Raw genomic sequence first — 14,413 nt, forward strand, 5'->3', positions numbered from 1 at the left:
CAACATGCATGAAAAAAGAACGCCAAAGCGTTCTTTTTTCATCGTTTTTGTCTAAAGAATAAACGGTTGATCTAATTTTGTTTATTTTACCAACATCTTATCCATACGGTTATCAACACAGTTATCCATACAGTTATAAACAAAGTTATCCACAAGCTTATTCTCTGATGAATATCTTTTTTAAGCGTCGACACTAACTACTTTTGCAAGTTCTGCACGCATTTGATCAATCACAACTTTATAATCTGGTTGACCAAAAATTGCTGAACCTGCAACAAACATATCTGCACCGGCTTCTGCAATTTCACGAATATTTGCAGGGCCAACGCCACCGTCAACTTCTAAACGAATATCGCGGCCACTTGCATCAATGATTTTACGAGCTTCACGTAATTTTTCTAAAGTCATTGGAATGAACTTTTGTCCACCAAAACCAGGGTTTACACTCATAATTAAAATCTGATCAACTTTATCAAGTACATAATCAAGATAGTGCAATGGCGTTGCTGGGTTAAAGACTAGACCAGCTTTAGCACCACCTGACTTAATTAACTGTAATGAACGATCAATGTGGTGCGACGCTTCTGGGTGGAACGTAATAATATCTGCACCCGCTTCCAAAAAGTCTCCAATAATTCGATCAACTGGAGAGACCATTAGATGCACATCAACAGGAGCTGTAACCCCATAATTTTTTAAAGCCTTACATACACCTGCACCAAAAGTTAAATTTGGAACGTAGTGATTATCCATCACATCAAAATGTACTACATCGGCACCTGCGGCTAACACTTTGTCTACATCTTCGCCTAAACGAGCAAAATCGGCAGATAAAATAGAAGGAGCAATCAAGTAAGGCTTGGACATAGGTGGATGACCTGGCTAAAAATTTAAGGAGAGGCTGAAAATTATAACAAAAAAGAACCTAATTGGCCTGCCCTTCCTTGCTTAAATGACAACATTTCAAACTTGCAACGTAACGTTGCAACAATAGAATGCTAAAGGCGAAACGAATTTGTTAAGGTACATTAAACCAATGTGAGGATTGATAATGAAAAGCACAACTCATCTATTAACAAACGATGGAAAACGCATTGCAAAACGTCTGGTTAATCATTGGAAACACAAGTTCGAAGTACAAGAAACTGAACAAGATTTTAAAATTTTAATGCCTACAGCAACGATTACACTTGCACCAGAAACAGAGCAGTTAAATGTTGCTATTGATAGCCAATTAGATGACCACGACCACTTAGAAAAAGTTGTCCTTGATCATCTAAACCGTATGGCTCAACAAGAATTTCAGGTGGAGTGGCAACACTAATTAGTCACCAGCCTTTTCTAACTGGATTGCATGAAACTGTAAATGCTCATCCATAAAGGTTTGAATAAAGTAATAGCCATGATCATAGCCAGCATGTTGTCTTAAAGTTAAAGGTTGTCCTGCTTTTAAACATGCTTGCTTAAATTTTTCAGGGTGAAGTTGTTCATAAAATTGGTCATCTAATCCCTGATCAACCAAAATTTCATCAAATACTGCACCATTTTTTGATACTAAAGCTGTGGCATCATGAGCCAACCAACTATCGCGGTCTGTACCTAAATAATTGCTAAAGGCTTTGTCGCCCCATGCACATTCAGTTGGTGCACAGATCGGAGCAAAAGCAGATACCGACTTAAAATTTTCTGGATATTTAAACGCTAAAGTTAATGCACCGTGGCCACCCATTGAGTGCCCAAAGATACCAACTTGTTGAGCGTTTACAGGAAAGCTTTTTAAAGTGAGTGGATATAATTCCTCGATTAAATAACTTTCCATTTGATAATGCTCAGACCATGGTGCTTGTGTAGCATTAATATAAAAACCCGCGCCTTGACCTAAATCCCAGTTATCCCCTGCTGCGACTTGTTCTCCACGAGGAGAAGTGTCTGGGGAAATCAATATTAGGCTCAGTTGTGCTGCCATATGCTGCGCATGTGCTTTTATGGCAAAGGTTTCTTCAGTACACGTTAACCCAGCGAGATAAAACAAAGTTGAGCAAGCTTTACCTTCTAAAGCTGCTGGGGGTAAATAAACACCAAACTTCGCTGGTCCCTTTAAATAAGAAGATTCAAATTGGTATATACGCTGCTCACCCTCAAAGCAGCGGTTTTTTTGCAGGAGTTGCATCGTTTTTAGCCTCTGTTTTTGTTTGAGCAATATCTACACTACCAGTATTTTGCTGAGGAAATAGATACTTTTCCAATTGAGGTAGCATAAGTTCCATATTTTTACCAATCATCCACTGAGGCTCAGAAGGTTCAACACCTTGAGCCACTTCCCATTTGGTTACTGTTTGCTTAGCTGTGTTAAATGAGTCTTTCATCGACGATTGTTCTCGCATCGCCAAATCAAAGAAAGCTCGACCGAAATAGGTATAGTCAGCTTCGTTATTACATCCAAAAGAAGTTTTATCAGCAGCAGATGCAGTAATAATTAAAGTATCAGGAGACTGTAAAGCAGGAATAAAGCTTCCTGAATAACAGGCTGAGATCACAATCACACGCCAGCGAATACCAGATTTATCAAGTGTTTCTCGCAACCATTTAGGGTCTACTTGCCCTAAATCTAATGGTGCATTTTCAATTTCAAAGTGATTCTGCTCACCGTGTGAAGTCATATATAGAAATAAGACATCGCTATCACGGTTCATTTGCTGCCCCATACGGCGTAGGGCTAACTCGATACTGGTTTTAGAGGCAATTGGAATTTCTGTGCGGGTGTCTGGATTATTGACCAGCATCATTGAGCGTCCAATTGTTCCAAAACGTGTATCAAACTGTTCTTTAATACGGACCACTTCCGATTTAAAAACATCTTGATAACTATCGCCAGCAACACCTAAAAAATACCAATGACTTTTTGCCTGCTCACCATATTGAACTTGCTCCAAAGAATCATTTAATAGTTTACTTTGTGCGTAAAAAGCATCTTCAGCAAATGTTGGAGCCGAATCTTCCACCTTCCAAATTGGTTGATCTTTTACAGAAAGTTGCCACACCACCATCGTCGCAATAGTCGCAACCATAACCAGTGCACGTTCCCACCAAGGCCACTTAAGTTCGCGTGAGAAAACCCAAATCACCGCTAAACTTTGCCACACAAACAAAGCTACAAATAAGCTCGGTAAAATTCCGTTATAAATAGCATCGGGAATAAAGTTGAGATAACCGTTAGAACCTAAATATTGAATTAAACATTGAATTAATAAGATATTTGTATCTAGAACCAGCCAAAGTAAAGCAGGAACTAGCATTAAACGAGGCTGGTTGGTTCGTTGTGATAAGAAAATACCAACAATTAAGGCAATGAATGGCCAGAGTGCATAACCAATTAAACCTTGTGAATTGAAATCACCGATTTGACCTGCTACAAGCCAGCTATAAAGAGAGTTAGTACATCCCCCTAAAATTCCCCAGACAATAAGCTGAAGAATAGATGGATGTACAATCTGTAAAGAACGTCTTGACCCCAAAAACAGCCACATTCCGGCAATTTGGTTGCTTTTAAAATCATGCCAAAAGTTAATGGAGGGTTTAAGATCAATCATAAAAGGTTTTCAAAAATTTCGTTTTTGACAGGCATCTTAAGTGTATGCCTGCTAAGAATTTTAGCAATCATGCTTTTGAACTATATCACATATATTTGTGCATTATTCAAGCAATAAAACCTAACCTTACATAAGCCTACTGAAAATACGCATCAAAACGACAAGCATCTCCTTGCCATTGATGAGCTGGCTCTTGATTTGCCAAGAAAATAGCATGGCGCGGCCGTTTAACGACTACACGTTTAGCAACTTTCTGTGCCAAAACCAGCAAATTATCCCCCAAATCCATTTCACCATCTTCGGGTAAAAGAAGATGTAAAAGCTGCATCTGTTTTTTGACTTGAGCTTGTTTTTTGATGGCTTGGTGATTCTGGTCACGCTGAGGAAACATCGGATCTAGATAAACCACATCAACCATTTGAGCTGTTTGCTGTAACTGTTGCAAATAACTTGCAGAATCAGCAAAGATCAGTTGAATCCGATCCATAAACTGGCTTAAAAAGCTATCTTGCTCAGCTTGTGCTTTTGCATCTTCAAGTAAAGTAAATAAAATCGGATGGCGCTCAACGAGCTGGATTTGGGCACCTAGATAAGCCATAAGTAAGCTGTCATGGCCTAAGCCTGCTGTAGCATCAACAAGTATGGGTTTTTCACCTAACTGACAAGCACGGGCAATCATTTCTGATTTAAGACTTGCACGCTTTAAACGCGGAATTTCGGCTTTCCAATCGGGTTGCATTTTCATGCCATTCGCAGATAACCAAAGTCCGTTTTCATCTACACAAAGGGCAATTTCAGGATTGAAGCGTAAAAACCGTGCATTCAGCTTTTCGATTGGCTGTAAATCGACAGTCACACCTCTAGAACAAAGCACAGCTTGGTAGTGCTGTGCTTGTTCTTGAAAATCTTCTTCAAAGTATATGTGCATGATTAGCCTTTATTTTGCTTTACCCTGATCCGCTATTTTTTTCCATGCATCATCACGTAAATAAACCGGCAAAGCATGTTCAGCATCAACCCAAAGCTTTTGTGCTGCATAAACACGTGCAATAGAAGCAATGTCTTGTGCTGTTGCAGTGATTGTTTGATGTTGTGCATCAGCTTGAAGGAGCTTCGCACCCGAACCAATTAAGCAATGCTTTGCATAAGCTGCGGCTTGCTCATAGCCCATTAATTTTTCTTCATCAATACATTGCATAATTCCATGCTCATCTAGAACAAAACTTGCAATATAAACTTCATTCATACGAGCATCGAGAACCGCAGTCACCAGTTCCAAACCTTCAAGTCGGTATGCTGCTTGTGCTAAAGCTTGTAAACTCGAAACGGGAATAACGGGTAAATCTTGTGACCATGCCAAAGCCTGAGTCACAGCTGCATTAATTCGGACACCACTAAAAGAACCCGGCCCACGGCTAAAGGCAATTGCATCTAAACCAGCAACTTCAAGACATGTTTGTTGTAGCCCCTGCTCAATCATGGGCAAAATGGTCTGGGTTTGTGCTTTCGCCCGCGTATCGAGTTGAAAAAACAGTTCTTTGGTTTCATCGACTAATGAAATAGAACACTGCTCATTTGCAGTTTCCAACGCCAGCAATTTCATGCACAACCTTAGTATTAAATCAGATTAAAAACGAGGGTTATGATACCCCACTCGGCTCTGATAGGCGAGTTGTTCTCTTTCTAAATAAAAATGCCAAGCTTGTGCTTGGCATAAAAATATTTTTCTAAAAAAGAGTTAAAAGTGGAATTCTTTTAAATCTGCATAGTTCTTAAAGTGCTCAGCATAATGCAATGCACTTAAACGTATTTTTGCAGCGCCATCTTCATCTAAAGTTTTGACAATTTTGCCAGGTGAGCCCATCACCACTGAATTATCTGGAATCACCTTCCCTTCAGGAATTAAAGCATTCGCACCGATAATACAATTTTTACCAATCACAGCCCGATTTAAAATTACGGCGTTCATACCAATTAAACTATTATCACCAATCGTACAACCATGCAGCATGACTTTATGACCGACCGTGACATATTCACCAATATTTAACTCAAGTCCAGCATCAGTGTGTAATACAGAATTTTCTTGAATATTAGAAAAATCACCAATTCGAACTACACAGTTATCAGCACGCACTACAGCACCAAACCAAATACTGACCTGACGGCCTAGTTCTACCTGCCCAATAAGCGTTGCAGTTGGAGCAACCCAGCCATCCCATGGCTCATGTAAGGCTTTTGGGTGCTGACCTTGATAGCTATACATCATAATTTATCAATCCTGATCTTTATTTTTTATGAGAAAACTTTGGCATTCCAAAGGTTGGTGAGTTGAGTAAAAAAGGCCAATCTTTTTGATAACCCAATCCATATTTAAACAGAGCAACTAACATACGAGCAGTTAAACCCCAGATAATTTCATTATCAATCTGTAGGCTTGGAAAATATAAAGACTGATGAGCATATCGAACTTCATAGGGTGTCGGTCGCGTCTCAATAAGTTGCTGTAACGGAACAAAGAAAATTCGATCAATTTCAGTAGGCTGAGGTATTAACGTGACCTCAGGAGGAATAAGCCCAACAATCGGTTTTACAGACAAGCCACTTCTTGCACGTTGCATCGGCAAATCACCTAACAACTGCACATCAAACGGGTTTAAAGCTGTCTCTTCCTGAGCTTCTCTTAACGCTACAACAATGTTACTGGTATCACTAGGATCACGCTTTCCCCCAGGAAAAGAGACTTCCCCCGCATGGTTGTTCATATGTATTGAACGGCGTGTAAGCAGTACCTTAGGATCATTCTCATTCGTAATTGCAATCAGTACTGCTGCTTGTGCTTCTTGTATGCGGGTGGAAAAGCGCAATCTTTGCTGTAACTTTTGTGTTAGCAAGTGCTCTTCCATACCTTTCACCTATTATTCTGTCTCTCTTTGCATCATATCTGAAAATCAAAGTTAGGGAATAGAGTTGATGCGTAAGTCTAAAAATTCAGTTATGCTGAGGCATCTCTATACTCGATGATAATTATGAGTTTCTGTGTAGCGTGTGGGCATAAAACCGAACAAAAAATTCCTTTAGGTGATCATAAAGTACGCCGTGTTTGTACTCATTGTGGCAATATTCATTATGAAAACCCCAAAGTAATCTGCGGTGCCTTAGCGTTATGGGAAAACAAAGTATTACTCTGTCGTCGAGCAATTGAACCTCGTTATGGTTTATGGACACTACCCGCTGGTTATATGGAATTGTTCGAAACCATGGAACAAGGCGCAGCACGTGAAACTCGTGAAGAAGCAGAAGCCGAGATAGAAATAGAACAACTTTATTGTATGTACAATATTCCTCGTATTGGCCAAATTTATGTTCTTTTCAAAGCACAGCTGAAAGATGGCATCTTTGGTGCAGGTGAAGAAAGCATTGAAAGTCGTCTATTTGAAGAGCATGAAATTCCATGGGGTGAACTTGCCTTCCCTAGTGTCGAACATACATTAAGACATTATTTTGAAGATCGTAAGAAACAAGTTTTTCCAACCCATCTGGAAACTTTGGGGACTCGTTTAGATCATACAGGTTAATCAGTTAAACAATAAAAAAGACCGCGAAAGCGGTCTTTTTTATTTATCTTTTATTTAAGGTTTAGTCTTAATAGCATTACAGGCTGGAATAGACTGATTTGCTAGTTTAATTGATACTGTGCCAGACAGACGCTGGGCCAGAGCTTTTTCTTCATCAGTTGGTGCTGGACTAATATCTTTAATATTATTATAGACAGCTTGATAAAAAGCATAGAGATTAATCCAACGCGCAGTCTTGTTCTCATAATCACTTAAATTAATACTATTACTGCTGTTTTGACCTGCTAATAAGTTATAGAGGTTAATCTTGGCTCCACCCACTGAAATCGAATCGTTTACATTATCGTCTGGATCAGTATCCTGTCTCACTACAGAATTAAGTCCCATCAAAATCCCATTAAGGTTACCTAGCTGTGGATTCGCTAAAATCATACGAACAGTAATAGAACTATCATTATCAGATGACTCTGTTCCCCCCGTAGTACCAAGTCTATATTGTTGTACCCCATTACTATCAATTAAGCTATTGTCTGCTACTGTTGCACATTGACCAGACATATCTGTTGCAGTTGCATTTGGTTTAATATCCGTACGAATATCTCCCTTTTCATTAACAACAATGCCTAAATCGATTGGAGCTATCCCTGTAGTATCAAATCTGAATGTTAAAGTTGCATATAATGGGAAGACATAACGTTGACCAGAACTCACGTTAGTTGCTGTTTTAAAGATTTCTTTTCCAAGATAACTAATTGGATTGGCTTTAATAATATCGAGTGAACCCTTATAGTTTTCTGTGCCTACTGTTTGTCGCCATAAACCATAATGCTGAATATTCCCTGTTGTCGAGCGTGTTAGCTGTTTATAAAAACCTTCACTTCCCGCAACAGCATAATCGTTCATAAACTTACCTTGATAGATTTGCAAATCATTATTTGCATTGTTATCAACGCTTAAACGTAATGGTTGAGTCGATTGAATATCTTTTGAAATTGGGTTAAGCCAACCATTTTGTTGTGAAGCAACCAGCATTTGCATTGGTTTTGCTTTGGTCCACAATAAAACTGGTGGAGCAACACCAGTCACGTTCCCGTCCTTATCTTTGTATAAAGTAGCATCACCGCGCCATTGCAGACCGTAACCCATTGCATAACCTTCACGGTCAGTCAACATGAACATGTTAGCCATCATATGACGTAAATTAGTGGTAGATTTATTAAAGCAATCTGCTAATGCCTGATTACAGCCATAAAAACCGAGTGGTAACGGTGAACTGGCAGAATCTACAATACCCGCGTAAGTTGCTTCATTTGCTTGGAATAATGCAGCGTTTGCCAAATTCGTTACTTGAACTACGAGTGCATAAGCTTGTGCATCAGATACTTTGCTTACATCTAACCAAGGTTTTAGAAGAGTTACATATTGTCCATTCTTCCATTCCGTTGCGGTTATATCTTGTGTCAAACTCGTTAAAAGATTTTTCTTATCTTGAGTAAATTGTGTTGGTTGTAAATCACCCACCACATTATCGCCACGTTCAACACCAATACTTTGGAATAACTTAACTAAAGCCATTGCCACTTTAATAGTTGGATCAGCGTTACTCATTGAAGCAGGAGGTTGGCCTGTTAATGCGGTAGCCATATCCAAAACTGTTAAATGTGTTGTCCCATATTTTCCTAATGTATCAAGTTTTATAGTACCTAACGCAATCTTGCGAGTATTCGTACCTTGTAGATAAAGCGTAATTGTTTCATCTAATTTACTACTGCTGATACTACAAGCACCACCAACCGAGTTACCAACTAATTTAGTAATATATCGCTGATTTGGAGATAAACTACAGTCGAAATTCAATCCTGCTATTGGATAATTTAATTCAAAATTCAGACATGTCTCATCTGTTGCTTTACAATCCAAATTAGTGGTCGGAATCTCACCTCCACCTTGTGTAGGATCTTCATTAATTGTTGAGCCACCACCGCCGCAACCATTTAATACAATTGCCAATGCGGATAATGCAAAAGGTAATAAAATTTTTTTACTCATCATCATTCCTATTTATTTTTAACGTAATACTGAAATTTTAATTTGTCCCTGATTAGATAGTTCTTGATCCGGCATATCCACGGCCGAAGATAAAGGCGTTAACATAATATAGTGCGTACGTTCTGGCACTTGTAAAACACCTAAAATCGATGCATGTTGCAAAATCGTCGCAGGATACGACTTACTTTTAAAACCACTAGCACCTTCTAAAACACAGCCCTTTTCATCCAAGAAAACAGCCAGTGGCCAATAATATACAGGCTTATCATTAGTTGTAGCATAGGAAGCCACTTGTATATTTTTGATAGAAGAATCTAATTTTACGACTTCGTATTCAAACTTTTCTTTAAGAGGTTTTCTGGGCCATAACCCAACTTCTTTATTCTGGCTCAATTTTTTAATTGATTTGTTATAACCTTTAATAAAACACAAATCATTTTCAAAAGTATTTGCCAATTCTTGTTGTGAAAGTCGTAAATATGTAGGTGCCAATACAACAGGGGAAATTTGATCTTCTCGTGATCGGTTTAATACATTATCGAGGATAGACTGACTAACACCTTTTTTGCGCTCAATAGATTCGGTTCGGCCTAACCCATCAGGCATAATATAAAACCGTTTTTTACCTTCTAGATTAAACTCTTGATTTTCTAAATATTCATTATTGACGTATTCCACACCATCAATAGTAGTGTACTTCGTCTCATCCTTTTGGGATGTGGTCGCTGATGAAGTTATACCTTGCTTAGACAAAGATGAATCTGGATTTGACTTTACTTTTTCTTCATTCCTTTGTTGAGAAGCAGAATCCGTTATTACTGTTTTTTCTTTACTAGTTTCTAAAGTAGATTTTTGATCAATAACTTCTGCCTTTTCTTTACTTATTTTTCCCGGTTTTGAGTCATTAGATTTTTCTGTCATTAGCACTGGTGCAGTTGGTGCAGTTGGTGCAGTTGGTGCAGTTGGTGCAGTTGGTGCAGTTGGTGCAGTATTAGACGATTTTGTAATTACTTTAGGCAATTCTTTTGATTTTAAAGACGTTTCTGGCAATACCTGCTGTTCTGGACGAGTCGCCTTTATCTCTGGATTTGTTACTACCTTAGACGGATTAACATTTTGTTCAACCCTTTTACTCGGAACGATCATTGGACGGCCATCAGGACCAATAATCGTATAGAAACCATCCGCATAAACAGCAGAGTTAGTTGCTATTGCAACAAAAAAAATCACAATAGCAAACCTAGGTCGAGACATCCATTCGCAATTTAATTTTACCATTTTGTTCTATAATTTAACCCGAGTACTGTAACTTTGGTATTGGTTTTAACATCCAAACCGGCATAAGGGTTTAACAGGATATTATCAACTCCTGTTTTATTAGATAAGGTACTAGTCCCTGCTGGAATATTATCGCGACTACGTAAGAATCCAACTGAAAGATCCAGATCTGTATCTGCATCAAATCGATAACCAATACCTAAACCAAATAACTGCGCATTATTAATTGGAATCATGGTATTACGCTTATCATTCGGAATAGCACTAGCACGAGGTTCATAGCCAGCGCGTAACTTCAAACGATCTGTTGCTGAATACTCTAAACCAATACCCCAACTCCATGGAGAGGTAAACTTTAAAGGTAAACCTAATGAAGCATCTGTCACATCATTTGATAAAAGTTTAGCGACTTTGAGCAAGGTAATCTGTCGATCAAATTCAAATTTGAACTTATCCCATGCAGAATAATCAGTCCAACCTACATCAAAGTTAACTTGCAAATCAGGGAAGATTTTATATTTAATCCCTGCTTGGAAATGTGCTGGATACTCCAGATCCATTGCGGCTAGTCCAGACTCAGAGCTTGGTACACTTCCTGGTAAACCGAGAATAGCCGCCAAAACCTGACCTGTAGCTGATGAATTTAAGCCTTTAATTAGTTCTTGAGGAGCCTTAGCATTATTAATTAGGTATTTCCCTTTCATACGCATTTTAGCTGCACTTTGGTAAACCATACCAAAGCCAAAATCGTCCGTTGGTTCCCACATTAATCCCAAGTTATAGCTTGGGCTTAAAGACTGCTCCATAGAAACTTGAAGTGATCCCATTTTCTTAAAAGGGTCCATCCCTTCTTGAGTATTACATAAGCCAAATAACAATAGATTAGTAATCATATCGTTATTATCTTTAAAAGGCCCACATACTACGTCATCAACCATACGCAACACCCCAATCATATCATTGGGAAATCGCAAATCGGTTTTCATAGCAAGAGCGTTATAAGACATACCCACAGACGCACCGATCGACAAATGGTCATTTACTTGATAACCAAAAGATGGAGACAAATAAGTAATCCGCTCAACAGCCACCTGCTGCCCCATAAAGTTTCCAGCGTTACCATTTTCAGCGCCAAAACCTGCAATTAAAGGTGCATAAATTGCAGTAGCATAGGTCAGTTTTGAACCTGGTGGTTTATAGGCAATCCCTGCGGTAGGAGCAGCGAGTGGATACCCCTCCCCTAAATCAACCATTTTTTTTAGAATCGGCACATATAAGCTGGCGTATTCAACATCACCACGCACAGGGCCTTTAAAATCAGTACAAATATTAGCTGTAACTTCTGGGCCATCATTACAAACAAGAGGGTCATCTGAGTAGCCAAAAACGTTATAACCAGGAGGTGCAGAGAACTCACGTTGAATATCAAAATTCGCTAAAATTCCCTGTACATCAGTTTGTAACCCATCAATTTTTGCTAAAGCCGCAGGGTTAAAGTGAACTGCACTAATACCAGGTGGATCTGCAGTTACAGCATTCCCCATTGATAGTGAACGAATATCAACAGCTAGGTTTTGTCCTAATTGAGCATTGGCAAAGCTAGAAAAACCGGAGATCACAATTGCCGCCGTTAAAGGACATAATTTAGGATATCTCACCTGCATATCTCCTTATTTTGTTTTTTTGCCAAAGCCTATAAAATCTAGCGGGAAAGACAGACCAAGCGAAACATCTGGTGCATCTTCGGTTAAACCAATACCCACTGTGCCATTAACAATCGTTTCAGGTGAAACACGTACACCTAAAGCAAACGACAACATCGCACTACTTTGGTCTGGTGACTGATAGGATTCACCATTCTTAAACTGAAACTCAGCATCCATGTTAAAGCTTTGTTGATATGACATTGTTAATGAAACGTCATAGTTAAATGAGTAAGCAAAACCGAAAGAGAAACCACCACTAATACCAGGATCAAAACTCTCTAGATAACGAGGACCATTAGCCCCTCCACCACGTGCCTGATTTAAACCCGTTTCTTTAAATCCATAATTGGCAGATGCCGAGGCAAATAAAACCACTGGATCAATATATTTACGGGTACTTGCTCCCACTCCAACAGAGTAATAACCCTTACCAGTTGAAAGCTCATCTAAACCAATTTCGTAAGGGCTATCCCCAGTTTTTGTTGATAGGTTACCGAACAACACTAATGGCAGACGACCTTGCTTTAATGGGAAAGGTTCCCAGCGTGCCCCTAAAGAAATATCACCTAAACCAGCTGCAGTTGTATCTCGAACAATTTCAGACTTAGCAACGAACGGAACTGTTGCAGATAATGTTAAGTTGTCCAATACACCATATTGAACAGTAAAACTATTCGTCAAAGTATGATTCGCATCTTCCTCAATACGTAAACGGTTGAGTTGAGATGAATCATCAGCTAAAGCTAAATCAATTCGAGTATCGCGATAATAGGTATAATCGAGATCGTAATAGGCTGAAAATACGCCTCTTTTAATCAATGAATATTGGCGCTCATTTGAAGTAAATACTTCTTGTAAATTTGTTTCTTGAGTCGCATCCCCTTCTTTTTTCTGTAAAGCAGTCGCAGCTTGATTAGCTCCAGTATTTTCTGGTACAACAGGCACAGGTTCAGTAGTGACAACATCTGCGGTTGGGGGCGTACTCACTTCTTGAACTGAATCTGTTGCTGATGTTACTACCGATCCTGTACTCGTTTCAGAAACAACAGTGGTGTTTTGTGCTTCAGCTTCAGTTTGTGCGACTTGATCATTTGCATAAAGTGTACCCGTAATAGCACTCATACTTAATGCCAACACACTCATCTTCATCCATCGATTATTCATATTTCTTCCCACCTAATGTATTTATTTTACTCAATTCATATTTGATTATTTACGCTTATAGTAAAGACGCATATACGTTTCAATTGGCTGATTATAGGTTGCAGAATTTGGGTCTTTATCCAGTACCCGGCGCATGGTTGATGCTTTATTTGCTAAACGGTCATAATTGAATGTTGGATATTGCACATCCACAAAGGCATAACGGTTAACAGTTGCATCTTCCACATGACGCATATCTGAGTCTTTTAAGGCCAATAGGTCTTTACGTTGAGATTCAGGAACAGAAACAACAAATAATGTATTATTATCCCAAACCTCTTTAAAACGATTTTCATCAAAGCTGATATTCCCTAATGCAGGATCAGCAACATAGACTCGTCCATCTTTATAAGCTTTATATACGACAAAATGTTTAAAACCAGCATAAGAAATTGGAACAATTGCAGGTTGCCCAAGATTAACTAAATCAGAAAATTCTCCACGATACCCCCCACTCTCTAAACCAATTGCGGTTACAAAGCGCTTCATATCAAGTAGTGAAAAGCTTCGACGTTCAATAATACGTTGATATTCGCCATACTGTAGCAAACCACTCATCGTCTGCTGTTCAGTCAAACTAGTCCCTACGTAACCATTTAGAAGTGTAGTGAGGGCTGCTGAACCACAGCTATAGTCATAAGCTTGTCGAACGATGCCTCGAAACTGGTCTTCTACAGCTGGCTTAATTTGAACTGGTTCAATATGATTACGGCGAAAAGACAAATTACGTGAATCGGCGGTTTCTGTATAATAGACAGTTCCCGGTGGCTTTTTTTCTATTTCGAAGGCTTCTGTCGCAAAGTAATATATCAATGCTGAGCCCAAAGCAATCTCTAACATAAGCACTTGTTCTAAATGGTGGCCTAACCGGCCTTATTCATTTTATTCTTAGAGCAAAAGCTCTACATCCCTGTGTGTTGAAGATACCTTTTTTTTTTGAAAAAAACAGCCTTTTTTTCATTTTTTTTGATGAACGTTTAGTTTTATAAAAATAGAGAGACTTGTGTGA

The 14,413-nt window shown here is 38.9% G+C and carries 14 protein-coding genes; 2 read left to right on the forward strand and 12 right to left on the reverse strand.

Features of this window, described 5'->3' with window-relative positions:
- Window positions 1-180 precede the first annotated feature (180 nt).
- A complete protein-coding gene (gene rpe / locus HUN22_RS09955; RefSeq protein ID WP_174728669.1) occupies window positions 181-867 on the reverse strand; it encodes a ribulose-phosphate 3-epimerase in 687 nt (228 codons plus the stop codon).
- A gap of 184 nt (window positions 868-1,051) precedes the next feature.
- On the opposite strand from rpe, the gene HUN22_RS09960 reads away from it, so the two are divergent.
- Window positions 1,052-1,324 (forward strand): DUF2218 domain-containing protein, encoded by a 273-nt coding sequence (locus HUN22_RS09960; protein ID WP_000843452.1) that lies wholly within the window; start codon window positions 1,052-1,054, stop codon window positions 1,322-1,324.
- Here HUN22_RS09960 and fghA read toward each other — a convergent pair whose 3' ends face one another.
- The 6 genes from fghA to HUN22_RS09990 form a co-directional block, all read right to left on the reverse strand.
- Window positions 1,325-2,170 (reverse strand): S-formylglutathione hydrolase, encoded by an 846-nt coding sequence (gene fghA / locus HUN22_RS09965; RefSeq protein WP_174728672.1) that lies wholly within the window; start codon window positions 2,168-2,170, stop codon window positions 1,325-1,327.
- Window positions 2,139-3,590, reverse strand: coding sequence for a C13 family peptidase (locus HUN22_RS09970; protein ID WP_151989052.1), 1,452 nt, complete (start codon window positions 3,588-3,590; stop codon window positions 2,139-2,141). Before HUN22_RS09970 ends, fghA begins: the two co-directional genes overlap by 32 nt.
- 136 nt (window positions 3,591-3,726) lie before the next feature.
- Window positions 3,727-4,518 carry a class I SAM-dependent methyltransferase gene (locus HUN22_RS09975; RefSeq protein WP_174728675.1) on the reverse strand — a complete coding sequence of 264 codons (792 nt, stop codon included), beginning with the start codon at window positions 4,516-4,518 and terminating at the stop codon, window positions 3,727-3,729.
- Window positions 4,519-4,527: 9 nt separating this feature from the next.
- Entirely contained in the window at window positions 4,528-5,193 is a 666-nt protein-coding gene (tsaB, locus tag HUN22_RS09980) for a tRNA (adenosine(37)-N6)-threonylcarbamoyltransferase complex dimerization subunit type 1 TsaB (RefSeq protein WP_174728678.1), read from the reverse strand.
- Between the two features lie 135 nt (window positions 5,194-5,328).
- Window positions 5,329-5,856, reverse strand: a complete 528-nt coding sequence (locus HUN22_RS09985) for a gamma carbonic anhydrase family protein (RefSeq protein ID WP_080632626.1) — start codon at window positions 5,854-5,856, stop codon at window positions 5,329-5,331.
- Between the two features lie 22 nt (window positions 5,857-5,878).
- Window positions 5,879-6,505, reverse strand: a complete 627-nt coding sequence (locus HUN22_RS09990; protein WP_079284346.1) for a CoA pyrophosphatase — start codon at window positions 6,503-6,505, stop codon at window positions 5,879-5,881.
- 114 nt (window positions 6,506-6,619) lie between these two features.
- Here HUN22_RS09990 and HUN22_RS09995 point away from each other — a divergent pair, with 114 nt between their 5' ends.
- Window positions 6,620-7,168, forward strand: a complete 549-nt coding sequence (locus HUN22_RS09995; protein WP_057104773.1) for an NUDIX hydrolase — start codon at window positions 6,620-6,622, stop codon at window positions 7,166-7,168.
- A gap of 54 nt (window positions 7,169-7,222) precedes the next feature.
- Here HUN22_RS09995 and filF read toward each other — a convergent pair whose 3' ends face one another.
- Genes filF through filB form a run of 5 tightly spaced genes read right to left on the reverse strand, consistent with a single transcriptional unit; the run spans window position 7,223 to window position 14,244 of the window.
- Complete coding sequence (gene filF / locus HUN22_RS10000; protein WP_174728681.1) at window positions 7,223-9,223, reverse strand: putative pilus system protein FilF; 2,001 nt, start codon at window positions 9,221-9,223, stop codon at window positions 7,223-7,225.
- A 12-nt stretch (window positions 9,224-9,235) separates the two neighbouring features.
- Complete coding sequence (gene filE, locus HUN22_RS10005) at window positions 9,236-10,471, reverse strand: putative pilus assembly protein FilE (protein WP_438839288.1); 1,236 nt, start codon at window positions 10,469-10,471, stop codon at window positions 9,236-9,238.
- 17 nt (window positions 10,472-10,488) lie between these two features.
- Complete coding sequence (gene filD, locus HUN22_RS10010) at window positions 10,489-12,153, reverse strand: putative pilus system OmpP1/FadL family transporter FilD (RefSeq protein WP_174728687.1); 1,665 nt, start codon at window positions 12,151-12,153, stop codon at window positions 10,489-10,491.
- A gap of 12 nt (window positions 12,154-12,165) precedes the next feature.
- Window positions 12,166-13,365 carry a putative pilus system protein FilC gene (gene filC, locus HUN22_RS10015; protein WP_174728690.1) on the reverse strand — a complete coding sequence of 400 codons (1,200 nt, stop codon included), beginning with the start codon at window positions 13,363-13,365 and terminating at the stop codon, window positions 12,166-12,168.
- Window positions 13,366-13,410: 45 nt separating this feature from the next.
- Window positions 13,411-14,244 (reverse strand): putative pilus system C39 family peptidase FilB, encoded by an 834-nt coding sequence (filB, locus tag HUN22_RS10020; protein WP_032004351.1) that lies wholly within the window; start codon window positions 14,242-14,244, stop codon window positions 13,411-13,413.
- Between the last annotated feature and the right edge of the window lie 169 nt (window positions 14,245-14,413).

The organism is Acinetobacter lactucae, assembly GCF_013344765.1.
In the GTDB taxonomy this organism is placed as follows: Bacteria; Pseudomonadota; Gammaproteobacteria; order Pseudomonadales; family Moraxellaceae; genus Acinetobacter; species Acinetobacter lactucae_A.

What these genes read in the sequence shown, in the direction of transcription:
- rpe (WP_174728669.1), bottom strand. Translation starts at nt 867, where the DNA reads ATGTCCAAGCCTTACTTGATTGCTCCTTCTATTTTATCTGCCGATTTT.
- HUN22_RS09960 (WP_000843452.1), top strand. Translation starts at nt 1,052, where the DNA reads ATGAAAAGCACAACTCATCTATTAACAAACGATGGAAAACGCATTGCA.
- fghA (WP_174728672.1), bottom strand. Translation starts at nt 2,170, where the DNA reads ATGCAACTCCTGCAAAAAAACCGCTGCTTTGAGGGTGAGCAGCGTATA.
- HUN22_RS09970 (WP_151989052.1), bottom strand. Translation starts at nt 3,590, where the DNA reads ATGATTGATCTTAAACCCTCCATTAACTTTTGGCATGATTTTAAAAGC.
- HUN22_RS09975 (WP_174728675.1), bottom strand. Translation starts at nt 4,518, where the DNA reads ATGCACATATACTTTGAAGAAGATTTTCAAGAACAAGCACAGCACTAC.
- tsaB (WP_174728678.1), bottom strand. Translation starts at nt 5,193, where the DNA reads ATGAAATTGCTGGCGTTGGAAACTGCAAATGAGCAGTGTTCTATTTCA.
- HUN22_RS09985 (WP_080632626.1), bottom strand. Translation starts at nt 5,856, where the DNA reads ATGTATAGCTATCAAGGTCAGCACCCAAAAGCCTTACATGAGCCATGG.
- HUN22_RS09995 (WP_057104773.1), top strand. Translation starts at nt 6,620, where the DNA reads ATGAGTTTCTGTGTAGCGTGTGGGCATAAAACCGAACAAAAAATTCCT.
- filF (WP_174728681.1), bottom strand. Translation starts at nt 9,223, where the DNA reads ATGATGATGAGTAAAAAAATTTTATTACCTTTTGCATTATCCGCATTG.
- filE (WP_438839288.1), bottom strand. Translation starts at nt 10,471, where the DNA reads ATGTCTCGACCTAGGTTTGCTATTGTGATTTTTTTTGTTGCAATAGCA.
- filC (WP_174728690.1), bottom strand. Translation starts at nt 13,365, where the DNA reads ATGAATAATCGATGGATGAAGATGAGTGTGTTGGCATTAAGTATGAGT.
- filB (WP_032004351.1), bottom strand. Translation starts at nt 14,244, where the DNA reads ATGTTAGAGATTGCTTTGGGCTCAGCATTGATATATTACTTTGCGACA.